The sequence below is a fragment of the Ferrimonas sediminum genome, from assembly GCF_900100175.1.
Taxonomy (GTDB): Bacteria; Pseudomonadota; Gammaproteobacteria; order Enterobacterales; family Shewanellaceae; genus Ferrimonas; species Ferrimonas sediminum.
The window spans coordinates 325,228-346,415 of record NZ_FNEM01000004.1 but is presented as its reverse complement, the minus strand read 5'-3'; the positions used below and the strand labels follow the sequence as shown (position 1 = coordinate 346,415).

At 57.3% G+C, this 21,188-nt stretch carries 18 protein-coding genes and 6 tRNA genes; 5 read left to right on the top strand and 19 right to left on the bottom strand.

What is annotated here, in order from left to right:
- The first annotated feature begins 307 nt into the window (after positions 1-307).
- Entirely contained in the window at positions 308-811 is a 504-nt protein-coding gene (locus tag BLT77_RS07670; protein ID WP_176819227.1) for a zinc ribbon-containing protein, read from the top strand.
- On the opposite strand, the gene lnt is transcribed toward BLT77_RS07670, so the two are convergent.
- The 6 genes from lnt to BLT77_RS07640 form a co-directional block, all read right to left on the bottom strand.
- Positions 765-2,309 (bottom strand): apolipoprotein N-acyltransferase, encoded by a 1,545-nt coding sequence (gene lnt / locus BLT77_RS07665; RefSeq protein ID WP_090364321.1) that lies wholly within the window; start codon positions 2,307-2,309, stop codon positions 765-767. The genes BLT77_RS07670 and lnt overlap by 47 nt on opposite strands.
- Positions 2,309-3,193, bottom strand: coding sequence for a CNNM family magnesium/cobalt transport protein CorC (gene corC / locus BLT77_RS07660; RefSeq protein ID WP_090364318.1), 885 nt, complete (start codon positions 3,191-3,193; stop codon positions 2,309-2,311). Before corC ends, lnt begins: the two co-directional genes overlap by 1 nt.
- A 33-nt stretch (positions 3,194-3,226) precedes the next feature.
- Positions 3,227-3,679, bottom strand: a complete 453-nt coding sequence (ybeY, locus tag BLT77_RS07655; RefSeq protein WP_090364315.1) for an rRNA maturation RNase YbeY — start codon at positions 3,677-3,679, stop codon at positions 3,227-3,229.
- Positions 3,663-4,718 carry a PhoH family protein gene (locus tag BLT77_RS07650; protein ID WP_090364312.1) on the bottom strand — a complete coding sequence of 352 codons (1,056 nt, stop codon included), beginning with the start codon at positions 4,716-4,718 and terminating at the stop codon, positions 3,663-3,665. The genes ybeY and BLT77_RS07650 overlap by 17 nt, the downstream gene beginning before the upstream one ends.
- Positions 4,719-4,730: 12 nt before the next feature.
- On the bottom strand, positions 4,731-6,161 hold the full coding sequence (miaB, locus tag BLT77_RS07645) for a tRNA (N6-isopentenyl adenosine(37)-C2)-methylthiotransferase MiaB (RefSeq protein ID WP_090364309.1): 1,431 nt from the start codon (positions 6,159-6,161) through the stop codon (positions 4,731-4,733).
- Between the two features lie 95 nt (positions 6,162-6,256).
- Entirely contained in the window at positions 6,257-6,559 is a 303-nt protein-coding gene (locus BLT77_RS07640) for a hypothetical protein (protein ID WP_090364307.1), read from the bottom strand.
- 192 nt (positions 6,560-6,751) lie between these two features.
- Here BLT77_RS07640 and BLT77_RS07635 point away from each other — a divergent pair, with 192 nt between their 5' ends.
- Together BLT77_RS07635 and BLT77_RS07630 are read left to right on the top strand one after the other, a co-directional pair.
- Positions 6,752-7,918, top strand: a complete 1,167-nt coding sequence (locus BLT77_RS07635) for an FAD-dependent monooxygenase (RefSeq protein WP_090364304.1) — start codon at positions 6,752-6,754, stop codon at positions 7,916-7,918.
- 1 nt (position 7,919) lies between these two features.
- The gene (locus tag BLT77_RS07630) at positions 7,920-9,986 is read left to right on the top strand and encodes an FUSC family protein (RefSeq protein WP_090364301.1); all 2,067 of its coding nucleotides are present in this window, start codon (positions 7,920-7,922) and stop codon (positions 9,984-9,986) included.
- A gap of 520 nt (positions 9,987-10,506) precedes the next feature.
- Here the strand turns inward: BLT77_RS07630 and BLT77_RS07625 are convergent.
- The 13 genes from BLT77_RS07625 to lolB form a co-directional block, all read right to left on the bottom strand.
- A tRNA-Gln gene (locus BLT77_RS07625) sits at positions 10,507-10,581 on the bottom strand.
- A 55-nt stretch (positions 10,582-10,636) separates the two neighbouring features.
- Positions 10,637-10,711: transfer RNA gene (locus BLT77_RS07620), tRNA-Gln, on the bottom strand.
- 10 nt (positions 10,712-10,721) lie between these two features.
- Positions 10,722-10,806, bottom strand: a tRNA-Leu gene (locus tag BLT77_RS07615).
- Between the two features lie 73 nt (positions 10,807-10,879).
- Positions 10,880-10,956, bottom strand: a tRNA-Met gene (locus BLT77_RS07610).
- A 65-nt stretch (positions 10,957-11,021) separates the two neighbouring features.
- Positions 11,022-11,096, bottom strand: a tRNA-Gln gene (locus BLT77_RS07605).
- A gap of 122 nt (positions 11,097-11,218) precedes the next feature.
- Positions 11,219-11,295, bottom strand: a tRNA-Met gene (locus tag BLT77_RS07600).
- Positions 11,296-11,552: 257 nt separating this feature from the next.
- Positions 11,553-12,644 (bottom strand): redox-regulated ATPase YchF, encoded by a 1,092-nt coding sequence (gene ychF, locus BLT77_RS07595; protein ID WP_090364299.1) that lies wholly within the window; start codon positions 12,642-12,644, stop codon positions 11,553-11,555.
- 25 nt (positions 12,645-12,669) lie between these two features.
- On the bottom strand, positions 12,670-13,266 hold the full coding sequence (pth, locus tag BLT77_RS07590; protein WP_090364296.1) for an aminoacyl-tRNA hydrolase: 597 nt from the start codon (positions 13,264-13,266) through the stop codon (positions 12,670-12,672).
- Positions 13,259-13,885, bottom strand: a complete 627-nt coding sequence (locus BLT77_RS07585) for a 50S ribosomal protein L25/general stress protein Ctc (RefSeq protein WP_090364293.1) — start codon at positions 13,883-13,885, stop codon at positions 13,259-13,261. Before BLT77_RS07585 ends, pth begins: the two co-directional genes overlap by 8 nt.
- Positions 13,886-14,174: 289 nt before the next feature.
- Complete coding sequence (gene ushA, locus BLT77_RS07580; RefSeq protein WP_281241966.1) at positions 14,175-15,911, bottom strand: bifunctional UDP-sugar hydrolase/5'-nucleotidase UshA; 1,737 nt, start codon at positions 15,909-15,911, stop codon at positions 14,175-14,177.
- 315 nt (positions 15,912-16,226) lie between these two features.
- Entirely contained in the window at positions 16,227-17,174 is a 948-nt protein-coding gene (locus BLT77_RS07575) for a ribose-phosphate pyrophosphokinase (RefSeq protein WP_028114112.1), read from the bottom strand.
- Between the two features lie 62 nt (positions 17,175-17,236).
- Entirely contained in the window at positions 17,237-18,085 is an 849-nt protein-coding gene (gene ispE / locus BLT77_RS07570; RefSeq protein WP_090364290.1) for a 4-(cytidine 5'-diphospho)-2-C-methyl-D-erythritol kinase, read from the bottom strand.
- A complete protein-coding gene (gene lolB, locus BLT77_RS07565) occupies positions 18,085-18,684 on the bottom strand; it encodes a lipoprotein insertase outer membrane protein LolB (protein WP_090364287.1) in 600 nt (199 codons plus the stop codon). Before lolB ends, ispE begins: the two co-directional genes overlap by 1 nt.
- 144 nt (positions 18,685-18,828) lie before the next feature.
- Here lolB and hemA point away from each other — a divergent pair, with 144 nt between their 5' ends.
- Together hemA and prfA are read left to right on the top strand one after the other, a co-directional pair.
- Positions 18,829-20,079: a glutamyl-tRNA reductase gene (hemA, locus tag BLT77_RS07560; protein WP_090364284.1), complete on the top strand. Its 1,251-nt coding sequence runs from the start codon at positions 18,829-18,831 to the stop codon at positions 20,077-20,079.
- A gap of 29 nt (positions 20,080-20,108) precedes the next feature.
- Positions 20,109-21,188: a peptide chain release factor 1 gene (gene prfA / locus BLT77_RS07555; RefSeq protein WP_090364281.1), complete on the top strand. Its 1,080-nt coding sequence runs from the start codon at positions 20,109-20,111 to the stop codon at positions 21,186-21,188.

The window sequence follows — 21,188 nt, the reverse complement described above, 5'->3', positions numbered from 1 at the left end:
GATTTTTTGATTTCGAGCCAAGTATGGCTCATAAAGATCTGCATAGAATAACGCAGGAGCGGCTTAATACCAATCGTCGCAGTGGCGGAATTCCAACTGGCGGCTGTCTGTGCGCAACGGCGCCGAGGAAGTCGGGTTGGAGCGCTGCAGCGGGTGGTGGGAACCTGGCCAGGGTATGCCGGGTTGCCACCGGGGTTATCGGTAACTGGAAAAATGTGATATACCAAAGATATCAACGGTCTGTGTATGAGCTGTTAGACCGGAACCTGAATTTCTCTATCGGATGTGGACCGCTGCGGAGGTGGCTATGCGTCAAGAACAAGGGCAATTGATTGAGCGATATGAGTCTCTACTTAAGGAGATGGAGCGTCGGTATCAGCAGGATCCGGATCTGACCCTGGGGCAACTCAGCCAGGTGTTGGCGGACAGCAGCGCCTACCTGCAGCTGAAGCAGAGGTTGTCGGAGTCGGAGTTGGCGATGGTGGAGCAGTTTTTACGCCGCGATCTGGGCGAGTTTGCTCTGCATGCCGCCGATAACGTGGAGCAGCCGGACAGCCTGTTTACCCTGGGACTGGAAAACAGCCTGTGGCAATGGTTGGTGGAGATCACCGACAAGAGCCAGTTGGAGTGGCACGAGCTGGGCCAGGATCTCAAACACCACGGCACCTATGAGAGTGGTGAAGTGGTGGGACTGGGAATCCTGGTGTGCGATAAGTGCGGCCATGAAATGACCTTCAACCACCCGGATCTGCTACCGGCCTGTCCTAAGTGCGATCACCAGCTGTTTTCTCGAAAGATGCTCGCGCCCTGAGTCGCCAGGCGGCAGCCATCAGCAGCAACGTCAGTGCCAGCAGGTAAGCCAACTGCTGGCCATGGCGACTGAACAGTGTCGTGCCTGTGGTCAGGGCGACCACCCCCTGCAACACTCCCTCTTCAAACTGAGGCAGCTGAGCCTGCATCTTGCCGGTTTCGTCGACGATGGCGGTGACGCCATTGTTGGTGACCCTGAGCAGTGGCTTACCCAGCTCCATGGAGCGCATACGAGCGATCTCCATGTGCTGCAGCGGCCCCACCGAGTGCCCGAACCAGGCGTCGTTTGAGACGGTTAGCAACAGATCGGTGTCGTCGGTGATGTTGGCCCGCAGCAGCTCGGGGAAGGCGATCTCATAGCAGATGGCCGGAGCCAGGCTGACACCGCCGGCAACGAGGTTGGACTGCACCGCATCGCCGCGGTTAAACGAAGACATGGGCAGATTGAACAGCGGAGCGATGGGGCGAAGCAGATCCTCCATGGGAACGAATTCGCCGATGGGCAGCAGGTGACTCTTGTGGTAACGGTTGCCGTCGGTGGGCTGGTATCGGTGCGGGCTCAGATCGTCCCCCAACACCAACAGGGAGTTGTAGAACTGACGGGTAGCCGTATTGGCACTGATGATGCCGGTGATGACGTGGGTCTGCCGAAAGGCGGCGGCGTGATCAAAGCTGTTGAGAAAATCGTCCACCATCACTTCCGGGGCCGGAACCGCCGCCTCCGGCCAGACCACCAGATCGGCATCCATGTAGGGGCGGCTGAGATCCTGGTATTTCAGCAGCGTTGGCCACAGCTGGTCCGGTTCCCATTTCAGGCTTTGGGGAATGTTGCCCTGCACCAGGGCGACGCTGATTTCATCGCCGGAGCGGCTGATGGTGTTGAGGCCGGGCAGGGTGGTCACCGCCACCGCCGTTAACACCGGCGGCAGTATCGCCCACCACTGGCGGCGCAGCAGTGCCAGCAGGCTGGCGGCCAGTAAGGTGATCACTAGGCCCAACCCCAGGGCGCCGATGGAGCTGGCCAGGGGCGCCAGCGGGCCGTCCACCTGGCTGTAGCCCAGCCAAAGCCAGGGGAAGCCGGTCAGCACTTTGCCGCGTAGCCACTCGCCAATCAGCCACAGCGCCGGGAATGCCAATACCCGGCCGCCGTCGGCGTTCGGCCACCAGCGGTTGAGCAGGCCCAGGGTCAGGGCGGGATAGAGGGCCAGGTAGGCCGCCAGCAGGGCCATCAGCAACAGCGATACCGGCAGTGGCAGGCCGCCAAAGCTGTCGATGCTGACGTGGACCCAAGCGATGCCGTGGGCAAATTGGCCGAAACCGAAACCCCAGCCGAGCAGGGCAGCCTGGCGGGATGAGTGCTGCTCCGTGAGCCACAGCAACCCCATCAGGGCGGGCAGCAGCACCAGGCTGTATTCATAGGGAGCAAAGGCGAAAGGGGTGAGGGCGCCGCATAGCAGCGCCAGCATCATTTGCATCGGGAAAGACAAGCGGGTCTCCATCAGGCCGCGGATTCGTCCTGAACCACCTGGTTGTCGACGGTGCGAACCTGCAACTGCAGCAGGCGTCGGGTGTCGGCATTGACTACTTTGAATTCAAAGCCATCGAGAATGACTTTTTCACCGCGCACCGGCAGGTGGTTGAAGGCATGGCTGACGATGCCACCGATGGTATCGAATTCGTCATCGGCAAATTCGCAGCCAAAATGGTCGTTGAACTCTTCCACCGGTGTCAGTGCGGCCACCGACCATACCTGTTTGCCCACTTTTCGAATATTGAGCGGATTGTCCTCATCGATATCAAACTCATCACCGATGTCGCCGACGATCTCCTCGAGTATGTCTTCGATGGTAACCAGGCCGGAAACGCCGCCGTACTCATCGACCACGATGGCCATGTGATAGCGTTTTTGGCGGAACTCTTTCAGCAGGACATCGACCCGCTTACTTTCAGGGACCACCACCGCGGCGCGAATCACCTGTTCCAGTTGTACCGGCTCACTCTGATCGGTAAAGCCAAAGGTCAGCAGATCCTTAGCCAGCAAGATCCCTTCGATGTGGTCCTTGTCCTTGTCGACCACCGGGAACCGGGAGTGCCCGGACTCGATGATGGTGGACAGGAAACCGTCGACGGGTTGGTTTTTCTCGATGGCAATGATCTGCGAGCGAGGGATCATGACGTCCCTGACCCGTAAATCGGACACTTCCAACACGCCTTTAATCATGTCTTTGGTGTCTTCGTCGATGAGGTCGCGTTCTTCAGCATCCTGAATCACATCAACCAAGTCCTTGCGGTTTTGTGGCTCACCACCAAACAGCTGTGAAATGCGATCCAGCCAGCTCTTTTTAGGAGAGCCCTGACTCGACGGAGGGTTATCTTCGCTCATAGTGTCCTAGTTTGTGTGTAAAGATTGAGGGGACTACAGTTCACGGTATGGATCAGCAATGCCCAGACCCGCCAGTATTTGACGCTCCAGTGCTTCCATTTGTTCCGCTTCTTCGTCCTCAATATGATCATAACCTATCAGATGCAGGCATCCGTGTACAACCATGTGGGCCCAGTGGTCGGAGGTGGTCTTTTGTTGCTCTTTTGCTTCTTTTTCAACAACTTCCACGCAGATAACCAGATCGCCGATCAGATCGGTTGGGATCATCGGTGGCGCTTCAAACGGGAAAGACAGCACATTGGTGGGCTTGTCTTTGCCGCGGTAATCGCGATTCAGCTCCTGACTTTCGTCGGCGCTGACCAGACGAATGCTCAGTTCGGCAATCTCCCGCTGTTGCAGCGCGGCCTCGGCCCACTGCTGAAACTGAGCCTCTGACGGCAGATCAAAGCCATCTACCGCCGGTTGCAGATCAAGAATCAGTTCCATCGGCCTTGGCCTCCTCACGTTTGCGGGCTTTTTCCTGTTCGATCTTCTGACGCTGCTGAATCTGATCGTGTTTTTCGTAGGCGTCGACGATGCGGGCCACCACCGGGTGGCGGACCACGTCTCCGCTCTGGAAGAAGTTGAAGTTGATGGACTCGACGTCCCGCAGCACTTCGATGGCATGACGCAGGCCGGATTTGACGTTGCGCGGCAGGTCAACCTGAGTAATGTCGCCGGTGATCACCGCCCGGCTGTTAAAGCCGATTCGGGTCAGGAACATTTTCATCTGTTCGGTGGTGGTGTTCTGGCTCTCATCCAGAATCACGAACGCGTCATTGAGGGTGCGGCCGCGCATGTAGGCCAGAGGTGCCACTTCAATGACATTGCGCTCGATCAGACGCTCGACCCGCTCGAAACCCAGCATCTCAAACAGGGCGTCGTACAGGGGCCTCAGGTAGGGATCCACCTTCTGGGCCAGATCGCCAGGCAAAAAGCCCAGCTTTTCGCCAGCCTCGACCGCCGGACGGGTCAGCAGAATGCGACGGACCTCCTGACGTTCGAGGGCATCCACCGCGGCGGCGACCGCCAGGTAGGTTTTGCCGGTGCCGGCGGGGCCCACACCAAAGGTGATGTCATTGGTGATGATGTTGCGGATGTACTGGGCCTGGTTCGGGTTACGGGGCTTAAGGATGCCCCGCTTGGTCTTAAAGAAGACCTCTTTCCCCATGGCACTGTCGTCCTGCTCGGCTTCCAGAGAGACGAACTCCTGAATGGCCAGGTGGACCTGATCCGGTTCCAGATCCGGCATCGCCCCTTTAACCGGGGCCGTTTCCACGTACAGGTCTTTCAGCAGGCCGATGGTGCCAAGCACAAACTGCAGTTGGCCAACAACCTGGAACTGATTGTTCCGATAGCTGATTTCAACACCAAGGCGGCGTTCAATCTGCTTCAGGTTGTCGTCAAAGGGGCCACAGAGGGCTGCCAGTCGACCACTGTCGGCTGGCTCCAGGTATACATCATGGGTGACTAATTTGTTGCTCAAGCCGGTCTCCGGTTACGGCTGGAAAGTGGCAACGCCCAACTCATCCGGTTCGCCGGCGGGGCGCTTGGCAAGAATCTCAGCGGGTCGCAGCGCGCGGCGCAGATCCATCTGATCTTCTGTTCTGACCACTATACCACGTAATGAGTTCGGCATGACTTCGGTGATTTCCACATCCACAAAGCTGCCAATCATCTCTGGTGCGCCCTCGAAGTTAACGGTACGGCTGTTTTCGGTCTTACCCCGAAGTTCCATCACGTTCTTCTTGGAGGTGCCTTCCACCAGAATGCGCTGAACTGATCCCAACATGCGGCGGCTGTACTGCATCGCCTGTTGGTTGATGCGCTCCTGCAGAATGTACAGGCGCTGCTTCTTGGTGTCGTCACTGACGTCATCGGGCAGATCCGCCGCCGGGGTTCCCGGGCGCGGGCTGTAGATGAAGGAGAAGCTCTGATCGAAGTTGATCTCCTGGATCAGGTTCATGGTCTGCTGGAAATCGTCATCGGATTCGTTGGGGAAGCCGACGATGAAATCGGAGCTGACGTGAATGTCAGGACGCACCTTGCGCAGGCGACGGATGATCGATTTGAACTCCAGCGCCGTGTGGTTGCGCTTCATGTGAGTCAGGATGCGATCGGAGCCACTTTGCACCGGCAGGTGCAGGAAGTCGACCAGCTCAGGCACGTCGGCGTAGGCGTCGATGATGTCCTGGGTAAACTCCACCGGGTGGCTGGTGGTGTAGCGCAGACGATCGATGCCGTCGATGGACGCCACGTAGCGCAGCAGGTCGGCAAAGCTGCAGATCTCGCCGTCGTGCTGTTCGCCGCGATAGGCGTTGACGTTCTGACCCAGCAGATTGATCTCCCGCACCCCTTGCTCAGCCAGCTGGGCAATTTCGTACAGGATATCATCCAGAGGCCGGCTGACCTCTTCGCCGCGGGTGTAGGGCACCACACAGAAACTGCAGTATTTGTTGCAACCTTCCATGATAGACACAAAGGCGGTGGCGCCTTCGGCCCGGGGCTCGGGCAGGCGGTCAAACTTCTCAATCTCGGGGAAGGAGATGTCCACCACGCCATGTTCACCCTGTTGAATGCGACCGATCATCTCCGGCAGACGGTGTAGAGTCTGCGGGCCAAAGACGATGTCGACAAAGGGGGCGCGCTCGCGAATGGCGTCGCCTTCCTGGGAAGCAACACAACCACCGACGCCAATAACCAGCTCGGGGTTTGCCTCTTTCAGAGGTCTCCAGCGACCGAGTTGGTGAAACACCTTCTCCTGTGCCTTTTCGCGGATGGAACAGGTGTTCAGCAGGAGGACATCGGCCTCGGCTGCGTCTTCGGTCAGGGAGTAGTTGCCAAATGATTCCAGCAGACCCGCCATTTTGTCGGAGTCGTACTCGTTCATCTGACAGCCCCAGGTTTTAATGTGCAGTTTTTTGCTCATCAAAGAGTGCCGCTCGTGTTGCCTAAAGAAAAAATAGCGGGCTATTCTAAACCTGAAAAGCGGCTGTGGCTAGTTGATGTACAGTCAAACTCCAATCATAACGCGGTATTGCGGCTTTTCTGGTGACCACTCGGGCTGCTGGCCCGGGAGATAACCGTCTCATCAGATTGAGCAAACTGACGCTGTTGCTGTTCAACCTCCTGCTCCAGAGCCTCATTGGATTGACGCAAAATGTCCTGACGCAAGTCGGCGGCAATCTCCAGCTGGGTATGGGTCACCATGGGCAGCTTAGGGGCGTAGACGTTGAGTGCGTAGTCCACCCGGGTGACGGACTCGGTGGCAGCAAAGACGGCGGTCGGGGCCAGCAGGGTAATCAACAGGGCAGCGGCAGCGTTCATGGTACACCTCTTTTGTTTTTTGATGATGACTTAACCAGTGGATGGGCTAAGTCTAGGTGGCTTTGAGGGTTCGCCACCGGGGCAGTGTAAGGGAGTGTGTGAAAAGCGGCTTAAACACATATTCGGTTACAGCCGGTAAGATTTGGTCATGATATTATTGGCCTAATTCAGTTTCTGATTCGGGGAAGAAAGATGCGGCAAGTGGATATTCTGATCGCCGGTGGTGGCATGGTGGGGGCGGCCAGCGCCCTGGCGCTGGCGAATCTGGGGTTGACGGTACTGGTGTTTGAAGCCCAGGCCCCCGAGGAGTTTGATGCGACCCAGCCTCTGGATCTGCGAGTCAGTGCCATTAGCCAGGCGTCCGAGCGGCTGCTGAAAGAGCTCGACGGCTGGCAGGGGGTGGAGTCGATGCGCAGCGCGCCCTACTGCACTCTGGAAACCTGGGAGTGGCAGGGAGCCAACATTGTATTTGATGCTGCCGAGCTGCAGTTGTCGCACCTGGGACACATCGTCGAGAACCGAATTTTACAACTGTCGCTGTGGCAGACGCTTCGGCGTCATCCGCGCATCGAATTGCTGACTGGCGCCCGGCCACAGCGCTACTGGCAGGATGAGCAGGGCGTGTACGCCGAGCTCGATGGCCAGTTCTATCAGGGGCAACTGCTGCTCGGGTGCGATGGCGCCCAGTCTCAGGTGCGTCAGCAGGCAGGCATTGGGGTCAGCGGCTGGCAATACCGTCAACACTGCCTGGCCATCAATATTCGCACCGAGGCACCCCAGCAAAGCGGTACCTGGCAGGAGTTCACTCCAACCGGCCCCAGGGCACTGCTGCCTCTGGCTGGCCAGCATGCCTCTCTGGTCTGGTATGACTCCCCACAACGTATTGCGGCGCTGAAACGGTTGCCACTGCCGGAGTTGAAGCAGGCCATAGTCGCAGCCTTTCCCGAGCGGTTGGGCGAGTTTGAGATTGAGCGCTTCGCCAGCTTCCCGCTGACCCGCCAACACGCCAAACAGTATTACAAAGATCGGGTTGTCTTGCTCGGGGATGCGGCCCACACCATCAATCCTCTGGCCGGACAGGGCGTCAACCTGGGCTTTAAGGATGTGGCCATGCTGGCCGAAGTGCTGGCGGATGCCCTGCAACGGGGGGAGTCGTTGCACAGCAGCAAGGTACTGGGGCGGTATCAACGGTTCCGGCGTCCGGATAATCTGGCGATGCAATCTGCCATGGATGCCTTTTACTTGATGTTCAGCAATGATCACATGCCGCTCAAGGTGCTGCGCAATCTGGGGCTGACGCTGGCCCAGAACTCGGGTCCCATCAAAAATCAGGTGATGAAATACGCGATGGGTCTCTAGGGTGGGCAGTGCGATTCGTCGTTGGTGGTTCAATGGCCATGTCAACCTGGCGTTGCGGCTCAGCCTGGCCATGGCCGCCTGGTTGGCGATGGCCTGGTGTCTGGATCTGTTTCAGCTTGGTTTGTTGTCGTTGCTGGCGATTCCGGCGGTGTTTATCTCAGGCATTGATCAACCCAGTGCCCACTGGCTGCATCGACTGAGCTGGTCGATTCCGCTACTTGGGGGCTCGGCGCTGCTGTTTGGCTGCATCGGCCAGTATTGGCCCGTAGGCTTGATTCCGGCGCTGTTTGTGGGCGGGGTGCTGTTTGGTTCTCTGGCGGCCTGGGACGAGCTATCCGGTCGATTGGGATTGGCCGCCCTGGTGCTGGCGGCCATGGCTCAGGTACCAGTCGGTATTGAATCGCCGTGGCTGTTTGCCCTGGCGGTGATGATAAACTGCCTGTGGGTGGTGCTGTTCTCTGATCTGTGGTTCCGGTTGCAAGGGGATTATCCGCTGCGTCAGGCGTTGGCATTGAGTTATCGGCGCCTGGCGGTGATCCTGGCCAGCCGGGTGAAGTGGATTGAAGATCCCCAGTTGGGAGAGCGGTTTGATCTGCCGTTGGCGGAGCAACTGGCACTGGTGCGCCGTTATGTGGGGGTGTCGAAATCCAGAAACCGGCTTAACCCGGAGTTGTATCAGGCATTTATGGCGGCAATCGACCTACAGGAACGGCTGCAGGCGATCCCCAATCCAGAGCTTAGCCGCCAGCTGTTTAATGCCGAGGATGTGTTGCCCAGCTACCGGTTGTGGGTGGCGGTCACCAGCAAACGCCTGCGACAGATAGCCGATGGCCTGATGACGCTGCAACCCCTGCAGGCCGATGAGCGACTGGAGGCGGCCGAAGCGGCATTGGTGGCGGCCCTGAAGCCGCTGCAGCAGCATCAGTTTAGCCAGCTTGCGCCCTATTTTATCTCCAATGCCCAGCGCATCAGCCGATTGGCGCAACGGGTGGCGCCGCTGTACCAACGCAAAATGTTTGCCCCGGATGAACGGCCGGACTACTGGCGTCAGTGGCGGCTGCATTTTCGCTGGCGCTCGCCAGTATTTCGTGGCGCGGTTCGCCAGGGCATCTTGTTGGCCCTGACCATGGCGATAGTGCAGTGGTGGCAGTGGGATAAGGGCTATTGGGCGCTGCTCAGCGTGCTGCTGGTGGTGCGAGGCGGCATTGTGGATACCCGCCGCCGGGCCTGGCAACGGATTTGGGGCACCCTGGCGGGACTGGCCTTGGCGGCGGCGCTGATTGTGGCCGGCATCTCCGGTAATGCAGCCTTGTTGCTGGGGTTACTGCTGGTACCGCCGACCCTGTCGCTGATCCCGGTTCACCATGGGTATTCCTGCACATTGGGAACCGTCATCCTGATCATGGTGTTTGAGTACATCGGAGCCCAGGGGATGGCGGTGATGCCTCTGAGACTGTTGGAAACGGTAATGGGCTGTTCACTGGTTCTGCTGGGGTATCGCTATCTGTGGCCGCAGTGGCAGGGCGGCCGCCAGGCCCAGTTGCGGCAGCAGGCGGTGGGGCAACTCAATGGGTATTTGAAACTGGTGCTGGATGCCTTCAGTGGCCGAGAAGTGACCCCGGTTTCCCTGGCCAGGGCGCGGCGATTTACCTATGAGTTGGGGGTGGCACTGACCAGCAGCTTTGAACAGATGCAGCAGGAGCCCAACTACAGCCGTCACCGTGACAGTGCCGAACTGATTCGAATCTACAAGCAGACTCAATCACACCTGAATGCACTGGCGCCAGCAGCGCGTCGAGGCAGGCATCTTCCTGCCGAACACTCTGCCTTGGTCAGGCAAACGCTTCTGGATGCCTCTGAGGCGGTATTAAGTGCATTTTCCGGTAAGCTTGGAGATTGGTCTTCGGAACTGGAAGCGAACCGGCAGGCGATGTACCGGCTGACTCAGGACAGTGAGGCCGATCGTGGCTCGTTCATTTTGTATCAACTGAACCTTATCGGTGAGCGTTATCAGCAACTGTATGCCATTGCCGGTACGCCGGCACCGGATAAACAGTCGCGACGGTGACACAGACAGGGCCAGCTACGCTGGCCCTTTTTTATTCCGGTGTGTTACCAGCGCAGGTCAACGCGTCTTTAGGCTTGAGTCCGGGAGCAGGTACCGTGAATCAAAAAAGCCCGCTCGAAAGCAGGCTTTTTCTTTTTATGGCTGGGCTACCAGGATTCTCGAGCCTGGGAGTAGACGCCGGGATAAAAAAACCTGCTAAAAAGCAGGTTTTAATGAAGATGGCTGGGCAGTAGGGCGTGTTGGCCATTGGTGATTTTCTTTGCGCCAACGCTCTTTTAATCGGGGTGACACTGGATAATGGGGAAGGGCGTTGACGCCCTTCGGGGCCGGACTGACGGCTACCACTCGACGTCCTTCGATTTGGACGTAGAACCACTATGCCTGCAACCGAACTCCTTGATTGGTAGCCGTCATCCTCGGCCAAACTGCCACCACCAAAGGTCAATACGCCCTTGGATTCGAACCTGGGAGTAGACGCCGGGATCAAAAAAACCTGCTAAAAAGCAGGTTTTAATGAAGATGGCTGGGCTACCAGGATTCGAACCTGGGAATGGCGGGATCAAAACCCGCTGCCTTACCGCTTGGCGATAGCCCAACAAATTGTCGTTGCCGATGGCAACTGGCCCGTTTTCACGAAGCCACTTTTAAAATGGCTGGGCTACCAGGATTCGAACCTGGGAATGGCGGGATCAAAACCCGCTGCCTTACCGCTTGGCGATAGCCCAACAAAATAAATGGTGCGGGAGGAGAGACTTGAACTCTCACACCTTGCGATACTAGAACCTAAATCTAGCGCGTCTACCAATTCCGCCACTCCCGCACAGGAGTTCTTTGCTGATGAAGATGCTGATGGTAGAACCCTAAGGTCGATGCATCTTCACCATTTTTAAAAATGGTAGCTACGGCGGGACTTGAACCTGCGACCCCAGCATTATGAGTGCTGTGCTCTAACCAGCTGAGCTACGTAGCCACTAAAAGTGGTTTGAAACCGAAGTTTCTTTGAATGTCGCACCTTGGGTGCAGCATTCGAAAATATGGCTGGGCTACCAGGATTCGAACCTGGGAATGGCGGGATCAAAACCCGCTGCCTTACCGCTTGGCGATAGCCCAACAGAGCAACAAAACGCCTTCTTGAAAAAGGCTGGCAGCGAGCGCGAGATTTGAACTGCGACACTTCAGTGTTAGCTGAGTGCGGCGCTCTTTCTGCGCTGAATACCACCTTCTAAAAAGGATGGTAGCTACGGCGGGACTTGAACCTGCGACCCCAGCATTATGAGTGCTGTGCTCTAACCAGCTGAGCTACGTAGCCATCGTTTTGTTTTCTCTCCCCGTCTTGGGAAGCGGGGCGTATTATGCGTAGAACCGGAGATTGGGTCAACCGCTTTTTTTCAGGGAATTCTTGTTTGGTGAATCGTTCGGCTGCAAATTGAACGATTCGATTCCCCTGTGGCCAGCCGATGGCGGTTGCCTGACCAGGAACGGCGAAAAAGACGCTGGAAATTGTAGACGAGTTTCGTTCGAACGGACAAAAAATACCCCGGCATAAAGCCGGGGTAGGGGAGTCAACTAGACGTTAAAGCGGAAGTGAATAACGTCGCCGTCTTTGACCACGTAATCTTTGCCTTCCAGGCGCCACTTACCGGCGTCTTTGGCGCCGGACTCGCCCTTGTTGGTAATGTAGTCGTCGTAACCGATGACTTCGGCGCGAATAAAGCCTTTTTCGAAGTCGGTGTGAATCTTACCGGCCGACTGAGGTGCGGTGGCGCCGACAGGGATGGTCCAGGCGCGAACCTCTTTGACACCGGCAGTGAAGTAGGTCTGCAGCGTCAGCAGGCTGTAGCCGCCGCGAATGACTCGGTTCAGACCGGGTTCTTCGATGCCCAGATCGGCCATGAATTCGTCCCGTTCGTCGTCGTCCAGTTCGGCAATTTCGGCTTCGATTTCGGCGCACACTGGCACCACGATGGCGTTTTCGGTGGCGGCAATCTCCCGAACCTTGTCCAGGTAGGGGTTGTTCTCGAAACCGTCGTCATTGACGTTGGCGATGTACATGGTGGGCTTCAGAGTCAGCAGGCCCATGTAGTCGATGGCCTTGGCTTCGTTCTCGTCCAGATCCACGGAGCGGGCCATGCCGCCCTCTTCCAGTACCGGCTGGAGCTTCTCCAGCACGGTGATTTCGAACTTGGCGTCTTTGTCGCCGCCTTTGGCGCGTTTGCCCAGGCGCAGCAGGGCGCGCTCTACGGCTTCCAGATCGGCCAGCGCCAGTTCGGTGTTGATCACTTCGATGTCGTCGGCGGGGTTAACGCCGCCGGCAACGTGAACGATGTTGTCGTTTTCGAAGCAGCGCACGACGTGGCCGATGGCATCGGTCTCACGGATGTTGGCCAGGAACTTGTTGCCCAGGCCTTCACCGGAGGCGGCCCCTTTTACCAGGCCGGCAATGTCCACAAACTCCATGGTGGTTGGCAGAATCCGCTCTGGATTGACGATGGCAGCCAGGGCGTCCAGACGCTCATCCGGCACCGGAACCACACCGGTATTTGGCTCGATGGTGCAGAACGGGAAGTTGGCTGCTTCGATGCCCGCTTTGGTCAGTGCATTGAAAAGGGTGGACTTGCCTACGTTAGGCAGGCCGACGATACCGCATTTAAAACCCATGGTAAGAAAACCTTTCTGTTAACGCTCAGGCCGGCTCGGCCTTGAAAGTGTGGAGACGATTCATTGCTTTGGTGATGCCGTCTTTCAGCAGAACATCGATGCAGCGTGAGGCTTCATCAATGGCGTCATCCATGGCGCGTTGCTCATTTTCCTGAGCCTTGCCCAGGACGTAACCGCTCACCCGGTTTCTGTCCCCCGGATGGCCGATGCCGATCCGAAGGCGATAGAATTCTTTGTTGTTGCCCAGTTTACTGATGGTGTCTTTGAGGCCGTTGTGACCACCATGACCGCCGCCCTTCTTAAAGCGGGCCACCCCGGGAGGCAAGTCCAGTTCGTCGTGAACCACCAGAATCTGTTCCGACTCCAGGCCGTAGAAGTTGGCCATGGCGGCAATGGCTTTGCCGGACAGATTCATAAAGGTGGTGGGCACCAGCAGGCGCAGATCGCTGCTGCCCTGTTGAATGCGGCCGGTGAGGCCGAAAAACTTACTTTCGCTTTTGAGGGACACATTGTGCATGCGTGCCAGCTCTTCCACCAGCCAGGCACCCGCATTGTGGCGGGTACGGCTGTACTCAGGGCCGGGATTCGCCAGGCCCACAATCAGTCGAATGGTGTTACTCACTGTCTTCTTGACTCTCACCTTGTTCGTCGCTGTCCTCTTCACCACCCCGTGGTGGTTGAATGGTAACAACGGATACGTTGTAGTCTTCACCTTTCGCCAGGGTGACCGACTCGACACCGGCAGGCAGTGTAATGTCGCTCAGGTGAAGGGTCTCCCCGGTGCCCAGATGTTGCGTGTCGACCTCGATGAATTCAGGCAGATCGGCAGGCAGGCTGCGCAGTTCCAACTCGGTCAGGTGGTGACTGACGCTTCCGCCGGCTTTGACGCCAACGGCACTCTCTTCATTAACGAAATGGATCGGCACCATGGCGTTGATCGGCTCGTTGCGGTTAATCCGCATCAAGTCGATGTGCATCACCTTTGGCTTATAGGGGTGGCGCTGCAGTGCCTTAACGATCACCGGTACGCTTTTCCCGTCTAACTTCAGGTTGATGACCTGGCTGTAAAACGATTCCTGCTCCTGCGCCTTCATGAGCTGGTTGTGGGACAGCGTGATGGAGACGTTGTCCTCGTTGCCGCCGTAGACAATGCCCGGTACGTCGCCCTGGTGGCGTAATCGCCGGCTGGCTCCGGTACCGTGATGGGGGCGCAGTTGTGCATCTAACGTTAATTCAGACATGGTTCTCTCCTTGAGGGTTTGCCGCTTCGCAGCAAGATGAATGACTATATCCTTTAGTCAAAGGCAGCGCAGTTTACCACTTTGCGGGCAAACTTCTCAATTCGGGGTTTGCCGGGACGGCCGGGGGATGCACAGCCCGGTCTCAGGCTCGGGGTAGGATGGCAGCATGGAATAAAAAATCCGAGTTCTGAGATTCAGAACTCGGATTGGATTGCATCGGATTACCCCGGCGGATTACTCAAGACCATAAGGGAATTCTGGCCTCGGTGTTGCCGGACAGGCTGCGTTGTTACTCAGCAGGTGCTGCGCCGCAACCGCCGGTGTAACCGCTGTCGTTGTTTACGTACTCGACTTCGCCTTGAGGCTCGTAGTCAGCCCAGCTCAGCGGGGAGTTGGTTTCTACGTAGTTTCTCAGGATGTCCGCATCCACCAGACCGGTGTTGATCACGTCAATCTTAGGATAACCGTCACCGCCTGCGGCGCTGAAGTCTGGAATGGAGAAGGTGTACTCCTTGGTGGCATCGTAGTTTTCACCGTTGATCTTCTCGATCTCCACGCTCTTCTCGCCGCAGTTTACGGTCATCTCGATGTTGCTGAAGTGAGCGTAGCCGCCGTTCTTACCGGCACCTTCGATGGTGGCCAGTGACGCCAGGTAGCTGGTCAGTTCGCTGCCCTTCATGGCGGCGCGGGAAACCACGTTGCCAAATGGCTGAACCTTCAATACGTGACGGTAGCTGATGTCACCGGCTGCGATGTCGGCGCGGATGCCGCCGCCGTTCATGATGCCGAAGTCAGCATTGATCTGTGGATGGGTGCGCTGGGCGGAGATCAGCAGCTGGCCGATGGCCGCCTGGCGGGCACGAACCACGCTACGGTCGCCGCCCACAAAGGTCAGATCGGTAGAGCCGATAACTACATCCAGTTTCTCTTGGCCGGCTTCCTGGTAAGGTCTCAGGGTTTCTTTAACGAAGGAGTCAGGCTTGATCTCTTCGGCGACACGAATGATGTTGCCCTGGTCGTCTTTGGCCGGGCTGTAACCGTCATATACTGCCAGGTTAACCGGCATCAGCTTGTAGCTGGCCAGGTGCAGTTGTCCGCCAAAGTATTCGAAGTCAGCGCGGCCAACGTACTTGCCCCACTCGTGAGCCTGCATGATCCAGGTGCCGTTCTGCTGATCCGGTTTACAGTTGCTGCCAGGAGCAAAGTCAGCGTCGTAGCTGTTGCCATCGGCGCTCATGCACACTGGGTTCTGGGAGTGACCGCCGATCACGGCCGCCAACTGACCCTCCTGCATGGCGCGAGCCAGGGCGACGTCACCAGGAGCGTTGGAGGCGTGGTCGCCGTTGGCGTAGTGACCCATGTGGGTGGTAGCGAACACCAGGTCAGCACTCTTGCTCTCTTCGATCTCGGCGATGACCTTTTTCAGCTCCTCTTTAGGATCGGTGAAAGTCAGCTCAGAGATGTAGTTGGGGTTACCGATCTTAACGGTATCTTCGGTGGTCAGGCCTACCACGGCGATGCGCAGATCACCCAGGGTAAAGATCTTATAGGGCTGGAAGTAACGCTCGCCATCGGCGTCATAGATGTTGGCAGCCAGCATGGGGAAGTCGGCCCAGTCACGCTGGTTTTCCAGAACATCCAGAGGGTTATCAAACTCGTGGTTACCCACTGCCATGGCGTCGTAACCGATCATGTTCATGCCGATGAAGTCGGGCTTGGCGTCTTGCAGATCGGACTCGGGCACACCGGTGTTGATGTCGCCGCCGGACAGCAGCAGGGAGTAACCGCCGTCTCTTTCCACTTCGTCACGGATCTGGTCGACCAGGGTCTTACGGGCAGCCATGCCGTATTCGCCGTAGCCGTTTTCCCAGAAGCGACCGTGGTTATCGTTTGTATGCAGAATTGTAAATTTGGTGCAGTTGTCGGCACCGCAGACTTCCGGTGCAGGTGTGTTGTTGTCGTCCGAACAGGCAGTCAGCGCTGCAAGCAGTGAGACCGCAATTAAGGATTTTTGAAGTTTCATCATACTGGATACTCGTTGATTTATTTTATAGATTTTGAGCCGACCTTGGCTGGTGGGAAAATATCACTAAAGGGGGGATGGGGCAGGTGATCCAGGTCACACTGGAGAGAATTCAGAAACGCTAAAGTAACATTAACAAATTGTGAAAAAAATTCATTCGGGTAAGTGAAGTGAATTCATCGCCAGTCTGGGTGAATAACTACCCTTCACCATCAGTAAATGAATCATATTTTTGTATTTTTAATAAAAAAGGCGTTCTTTTCAGAACGCCTTTTTTGTTCAGTCTCGCTCGCCCCGGTGGGGCGGCAGAGTCTGCTTTTAGTGCTCGAACATCGCGGAGATGGACTCTTCGTTACTGACCCGGCGAATCGCTTCAGCCATCACCGACGACATGGTCAGTTGGCTGACCTTACCGGTGGCTTTCATGGCATCGCTCAGTGGTACGGTATCGGTCACGATCACTTCGTCAATCACGGACTCGGCAATGTTTTTCGGCGCGTTGCCGGAGAACACCGGGTGAGTCGCGTAGGCGAAGACGCGGCGGGCACCACGCTCTTTCAGCGCCTCAGCGGCTTTACACAGAGTGCCGCCGGTGTCGATCATGTCATCGACGATGATGCAGTCGCGATCCTGCACGTCACCGATGATGTGCATCACCTGGGATACGTTGGCACGGGGACGACGCTTATCGATGATGGCCAGATCGCTGTCGTCCAGCAGTTTGGCGACGGCACGGGCACGAACAACGCCACCGATATCCGGGGATACCACGACTGGGTTGTCCAGCGCCTTGGCGCGCATGTCTTCCAACAGAACCGGGCTGCCGAACACGTTGTCTACCGGTACATCGAAGAACCCCTGAATCTGCTCGGCGTGCAGGTCACAGGTCAGTACCCGGTCAACGCCGACACTGGATAGGAAGTCGGCAACCACTTTGGCGGTGATTGGCACACGGGCGGAACGTACGCGGCGATCCTGGCGGGCGTAGCCGAAGTAGGGGATTACGGCTGTAATACGACCAGCAGAGGCACGGCGCAGGGCGTCTACCATGACCACCAATTCCATCAGGTTGTCGTTGGTTGGGGCACAGGTAGATTGAATGATAAAGACATCGGCTCCACGAACGTTCTCGTTGATCTGAACGCTGATTTCGCCATCGGAGAAGCGACCTACGTCGGCATCACCCAGGGAGCAATACAGACGATTGGCGATACGGCTGGCCAGTTCCGGTGTGGCGTTGCCGGCAAAAAGCTTGATGTCGGGCACAGTATTAACCTCAGGCTAGGCTTATTTTAATTTGTTTGGGAGGCGCGCAGCGCTACTCCAGTTTAGGGCTGCAAAGCTCGATCGAGCAGGGGTGAACGATTGCAGCCTCGAGCAACGAATCCTCGCCACTCATCGGGCAGATCGGCGAGCGCAACCAAGGCTTCTTCCTGTGAGGAAAAAGTACCAAAAATGCAACTACCGGTGCCGGTCATTTGAGACGGCGCGTATTGTATCAACCAGCCCAAGGCGTTTGCAACTTGGCCGTAACGTTGGATGACGGCCCCAACGCAATCATTGTGCCATTGGCTGGGTCTCAGCTCTGGCTGAGCCAGCTTAGGGCTATTGCGGGTCAACTCCGGTGCCTGAAAGATCTCCGCGGTTGAAACGGCCACATTGGGCGCCACCACCAGATACCAGGGTTGGTCGATCTCCACCGGCCGAAGAATCTCCCCGACTCCATCGGCGACGGCGGCCAGGCCCCGGACAAACACCGGTACATCGGCGCCCAGGCTCAGCCCCAGTTCGGCCAGTTCATCTTCACTGAGGTTCAGTTGCCACAAACGGTTCAGCGCAACCAGGGTGGTGGCGGCGTTGGAGGAGCCTCCACCCAGGCCTCCCCCCATGGGCAGAACCTTCTCCAGCTCGATGTCGGCACCAAAGGGGCAATCGCAGTGGCGTTGCAACAGGCGGGCGGCGCGGACGATGAGGTTATCGTCGTTGGCGACGCCGTCGATGGCGGGGCTCAGGGTGATGCCGTCGTCGCGGCGAGCGCGGAAGTGCAGCTGATCGCAGTGATCGACGAATTGAAACAGCGACTGCAACTCGTGGTAACCGTCCTGACGGCGGCCGTTGATGTGCAAGAACAGGTTCAGTTTGGCGGGGGCGGGCCAGTTACGGCTGGAAGTTGGCATTACCTAGGTGACTCCGGTTGCCAGTCAGAAAGGGCCAATTTTAACCGTTTACTGCCCTGGCGCAAGCTGACCATTCTGGGGATTCGGTAGCCTTCGACCTGCTGCCAACCCTGATAACTCATCTGCCACTGCGCCTCACCAGGGGCCAGTGACAGGGTCACGGTGGCCGGCCAGCCCTGTTCATCCAGAGTGACCTGGGCGCCATCCGGGGTGTGCTGGCCAAGAATCCAGCCGGACAACTCGGTCAGGGGCACTGACCAGCCGGTAAGGCGGGCGATCAGTTCGCTGGCGTTGTTGCCGGTGTGGATCTGGTCATCGAAGGTGACACTGGCGCCTTGAGCATCGGCATTCAGTAACAACAGGGTTGAGCCAAACAGGTTGGTCAGTCTAAGATCGTCCCGTTCATTGTGGTGCTGCCAGTGCAAGTTCACAGACAGGCGCTCGTCAGGCTGTATAATGGCGAGCTTACCTTTGAGTTGCCAATGGGTTAATTCTGAAGGGGGAGCTGAGTCTTTCGAGGCGTGGGGTGCTACCGCGCAGCCTGACAACCACAGCAAAATTAATAAAATAGAATAAAGTTGAGTTTGGCCTTTAAGCATAAATTACCTGTTTTGTGCACTGCACCACAATCAGCGACATAACCATTGTTTAGAGTCGTCAACCTGTTTTCAGGTTGCGCGTTTGAGCATAGAATTGCCCAAGTCTCGACCCAAGTTCAATTTTCGGGGTGAAGCTGGAGAGCCATGACGTTAGTAGCAATTGGGATCAATCACAAGACCGCCAGTGTTTCTTTGCGGGAGAAACTGGCTTTTGGACCGGATATCCTTGCCGATGCGCTGAGCAGCGTATCAAAGGTAACCCCTACCGGTGAGGCGGTGATCCTGTCCACCTGTAACCGTACCGAACTCTATGTGAACCGTGCCGAAAGTGAAGCCCTGGTTCAATGGCTGGTGGAGTACCATAATCTGCCAGAGCAAGAGGTACGGGAGAGCCTGTATCTGCATGAGAATCAGGCGGCGGTTAAACATCTGTTGCGAGTGTCGGCCGGACTGGACTCTCTGGTGCTGGGGGAACCCCAGATTCTGGGGCAGATTAAGCAGGCCTTTGGCAATGCCCAGCAACACGGCACGGTATCCCATACTCTGGATCGCATGTTTCAGCACACCTTTAAGGTGGCAAAAAAGATTCGTACCGAAACAGAAATCGGATCCTCGGCGGTGTCGGTGGCCTTTGCGGCCGTCAACCTGGCCAAGCACATCTTTGACAACCTGGGCGACTCCAATGTGTTGCTTGTGGGGGCGGGAGAAACCATTGAACTGGTAGCTCGTCACCTGAAAGAGGCCGGTGTTACCAAGATGACCGTGGCCAACCGTACCGTCAGTCGTGCCGAAGGTATGGCGGAGGAGTTTGGCGCCCGGGTGGTTACCCTGCCACAAATCCCTGAATGCTTGCCTGATGCCGACATCGTGATCTCCTCCACTGCGTCACCGCTGCCAATCCTCGGCAAAGGGATGGTGGAAAATGCCCTTAAGGCCCGTCGTCAGCAACCAATGCTACTGGTGGACATTGCCGTGCCCCGGGACATTGAGGCCGAAGTGGGTGAGTTGGAAAATGCCTACCTGTACACCGTTGATGACCTTCAGGGGATCGTGCAAAAGAACATGGAGTCCCGGCTGGAAGCCGCCGAGCAGGCGGAGCAGATTGCCTCAGAGCAGTCGGCCGAGTTCATGGATTGGCTGCGCAGTCTCGATACCATCGATACCTTGAAACAGTACCGGGATCAGAGCCTGGCGACCAAGCAGGAGATGCTGGAAAGGGCGATGGCCAAGCTGCAGTCCGGTGCCAATGCCGAGTCGGTATTGAACGAGTTGGCCAACAAACTGACCAACCGTCTGATCCACGCACCGACCCAGGCGCTGTCTCAGGCAGCCCGTGCCGGTGATCTGAATTCAATAGACCTCTTGCGTAAGGCCCTCGCCATCAACGACAATTAGACCCAGCGTTTTTTGTCTAAGATGAAACCATGAAGCCTTCCGTATATGCAAAACTAGAGGGCTTGCTCGAACGTTATGAAGAAGTTCAAGCGTTAATGAGCGAGCCCGATGTGATCTCCGATCAAGATCGATTCCGATCCCTGTCAAAAGAATACTCCCAGCTGGAAGAGGTCGTGAACGCATTCCGCCGCTACCAGCAAGCTGGAGAAGACATCGAAACCGCCCGCGAGATGCTCAGCGATCCCGATATGAAGGAGATGGCTGAAGAGGAGCTGAAAGAGGCTCAGGCCGTGGTGGCTGAGCTTGAGGATGAGCTTCAGATTCTGCTGTTGCCGCGGGACCCCAAAGACGATCACAACGCCTTTATCGAGATTCGAGCCGGTGCCGGTGGCGATGAGGCGGCGATTTTTGCCGGTGATCTGTTCCGCATGTACAGCCGCTTTGCCGAAACCAAAGGCTGGCGCATCGAGCTGATGTCGGCCACCGAGGGTGAGCATGGCGGCTTCTCCAAGGTGATTGCCAAGTTGTCCGGCGACGGCGCTTACGGCGTGATGAAGTTTGAGAGTGGTGGTCACCGGGTTCAGCGGGTGCCGGCCACCGAATCTCAGGGACGGATCCACACTTCCGCCTGTACCGTGATCGTGATGCCGGAACTGCCGGAAGCGGAGATCATCGAAATCAATCCGGCGGATTTGAAAGTGGATACCTTCCGCGCCTCCGGCGCCGGTGGCCAGCACGTCAACAAAACCGATTCTGCCATCCGCATTACTCACTTGCCGACCGGAGTGGTGGTGGAGTGCCAGGATGAGCGGTCGCAACATAAAAACCGGGCCCGGGCGATGGCGATTCTGTCTGCCCGCCTTCAGGCCGCCGAGGATGAGAAGCGCCGCGCCGAGGAGCAAAGCTCCCGCCGTAACCTGATGGCGTCCGGCGATCGCTCCGAACGGATTCGAACCTACAACTACCCCCAGGGGCGGGTGTCGGATCACCGCATCAACCTGACCCTGTATCGCCTGTCCGAGGTGATGGAGGGGGACCTGGACGCGTTGTCGCAGCCAATTCTGCACGAATATCAGGCCGACATGCTGGCCGCCCTGGCGGAAGACTAG

Excerpts from the sequence above, each read along its gene's own strand:
- BLT77_RS07670 (WP_176819227.1), top strand. The coding sequence starts at position 308 with ATGCGTCAAGAACAAGGGCAATTGATTGAGCGATATGAGTCTCTACTT.
- lnt (WP_090364321.1), bottom strand. The coding sequence starts at position 2,309 with ATGGAGACCCGCTTGTCTTTCCCGATGCAAATGATGCTGGCGCTGCTA.
- corC (WP_090364318.1), bottom strand. The coding sequence starts at position 3,193 with ATGAGCGAAGATAACCCTCCGTCGAGTCAGGGCTCTCCTAAAAAGAGC.
- ybeY (WP_090364315.1), bottom strand. The coding sequence starts at position 3,679 with ATGGAACTGATTCTTGATCTGCAACCGGCGGTAGATGGCTTTGATCTG.
- miaB (WP_090364309.1), bottom strand. The coding sequence starts at position 6,161 with ATGAGCAAAAAACTGCACATTAAAACCTGGGGCTGTCAGATGAACGAG.
- BLT77_RS07640 (WP_090364307.1), bottom strand. The coding sequence starts at position 6,559 with ATGAACGCTGCCGCTGCCCTGTTGATTACCCTGCTGGCCCCGACCGCC.
- BLT77_RS07635 (WP_090364304.1), top strand. The coding sequence starts at position 6,752 with ATGCGGCAAGTGGATATTCTGATCGCCGGTGGTGGCATGGTGGGGGCG.
- ychF (WP_090364299.1), bottom strand. The coding sequence starts at position 12,644 with ATGGGTTTTAAATGCGGTATCGTCGGCCTGCCTAACGTAGGCAAGTCC.
- BLT77_RS07585 (WP_090364293.1), bottom strand. The coding sequence starts at position 13,885 with ATGTCTGAATTAACGTTAGATGCACAACTGCGCCCCCATCACGGTACC.
- ushA (WP_281241966.1), bottom strand. The coding sequence starts at position 15,911 with ATGATGAAACTTCAAAAATCCTTAATTGCGGTCTCACTGCTTGCAGCG.
- ispE (WP_090364290.1), bottom strand. The coding sequence starts at position 18,085 with ATGCCAACTTCCAGCCGTAACTGGCCCGCCCCCGCCAAACTGAACCTG.
- lolB (WP_090364287.1), bottom strand. The coding sequence starts at position 18,684 with ATGCTTAAAGGCCAAACTCAACTTTATTCTATTTTATTAATTTTGCTG.
- hemA (WP_090364284.1), top strand. The coding sequence starts at position 18,829 with ATGACGTTAGTAGCAATTGGGATCAATCACAAGACCGCCAGTGTTTCT.
- prfA (WP_090364281.1), top strand. The coding sequence starts at position 20,109 with ATGAAGCCTTCCGTATATGCAAAACTAGAGGGCTTGCTCGAACGTTAT.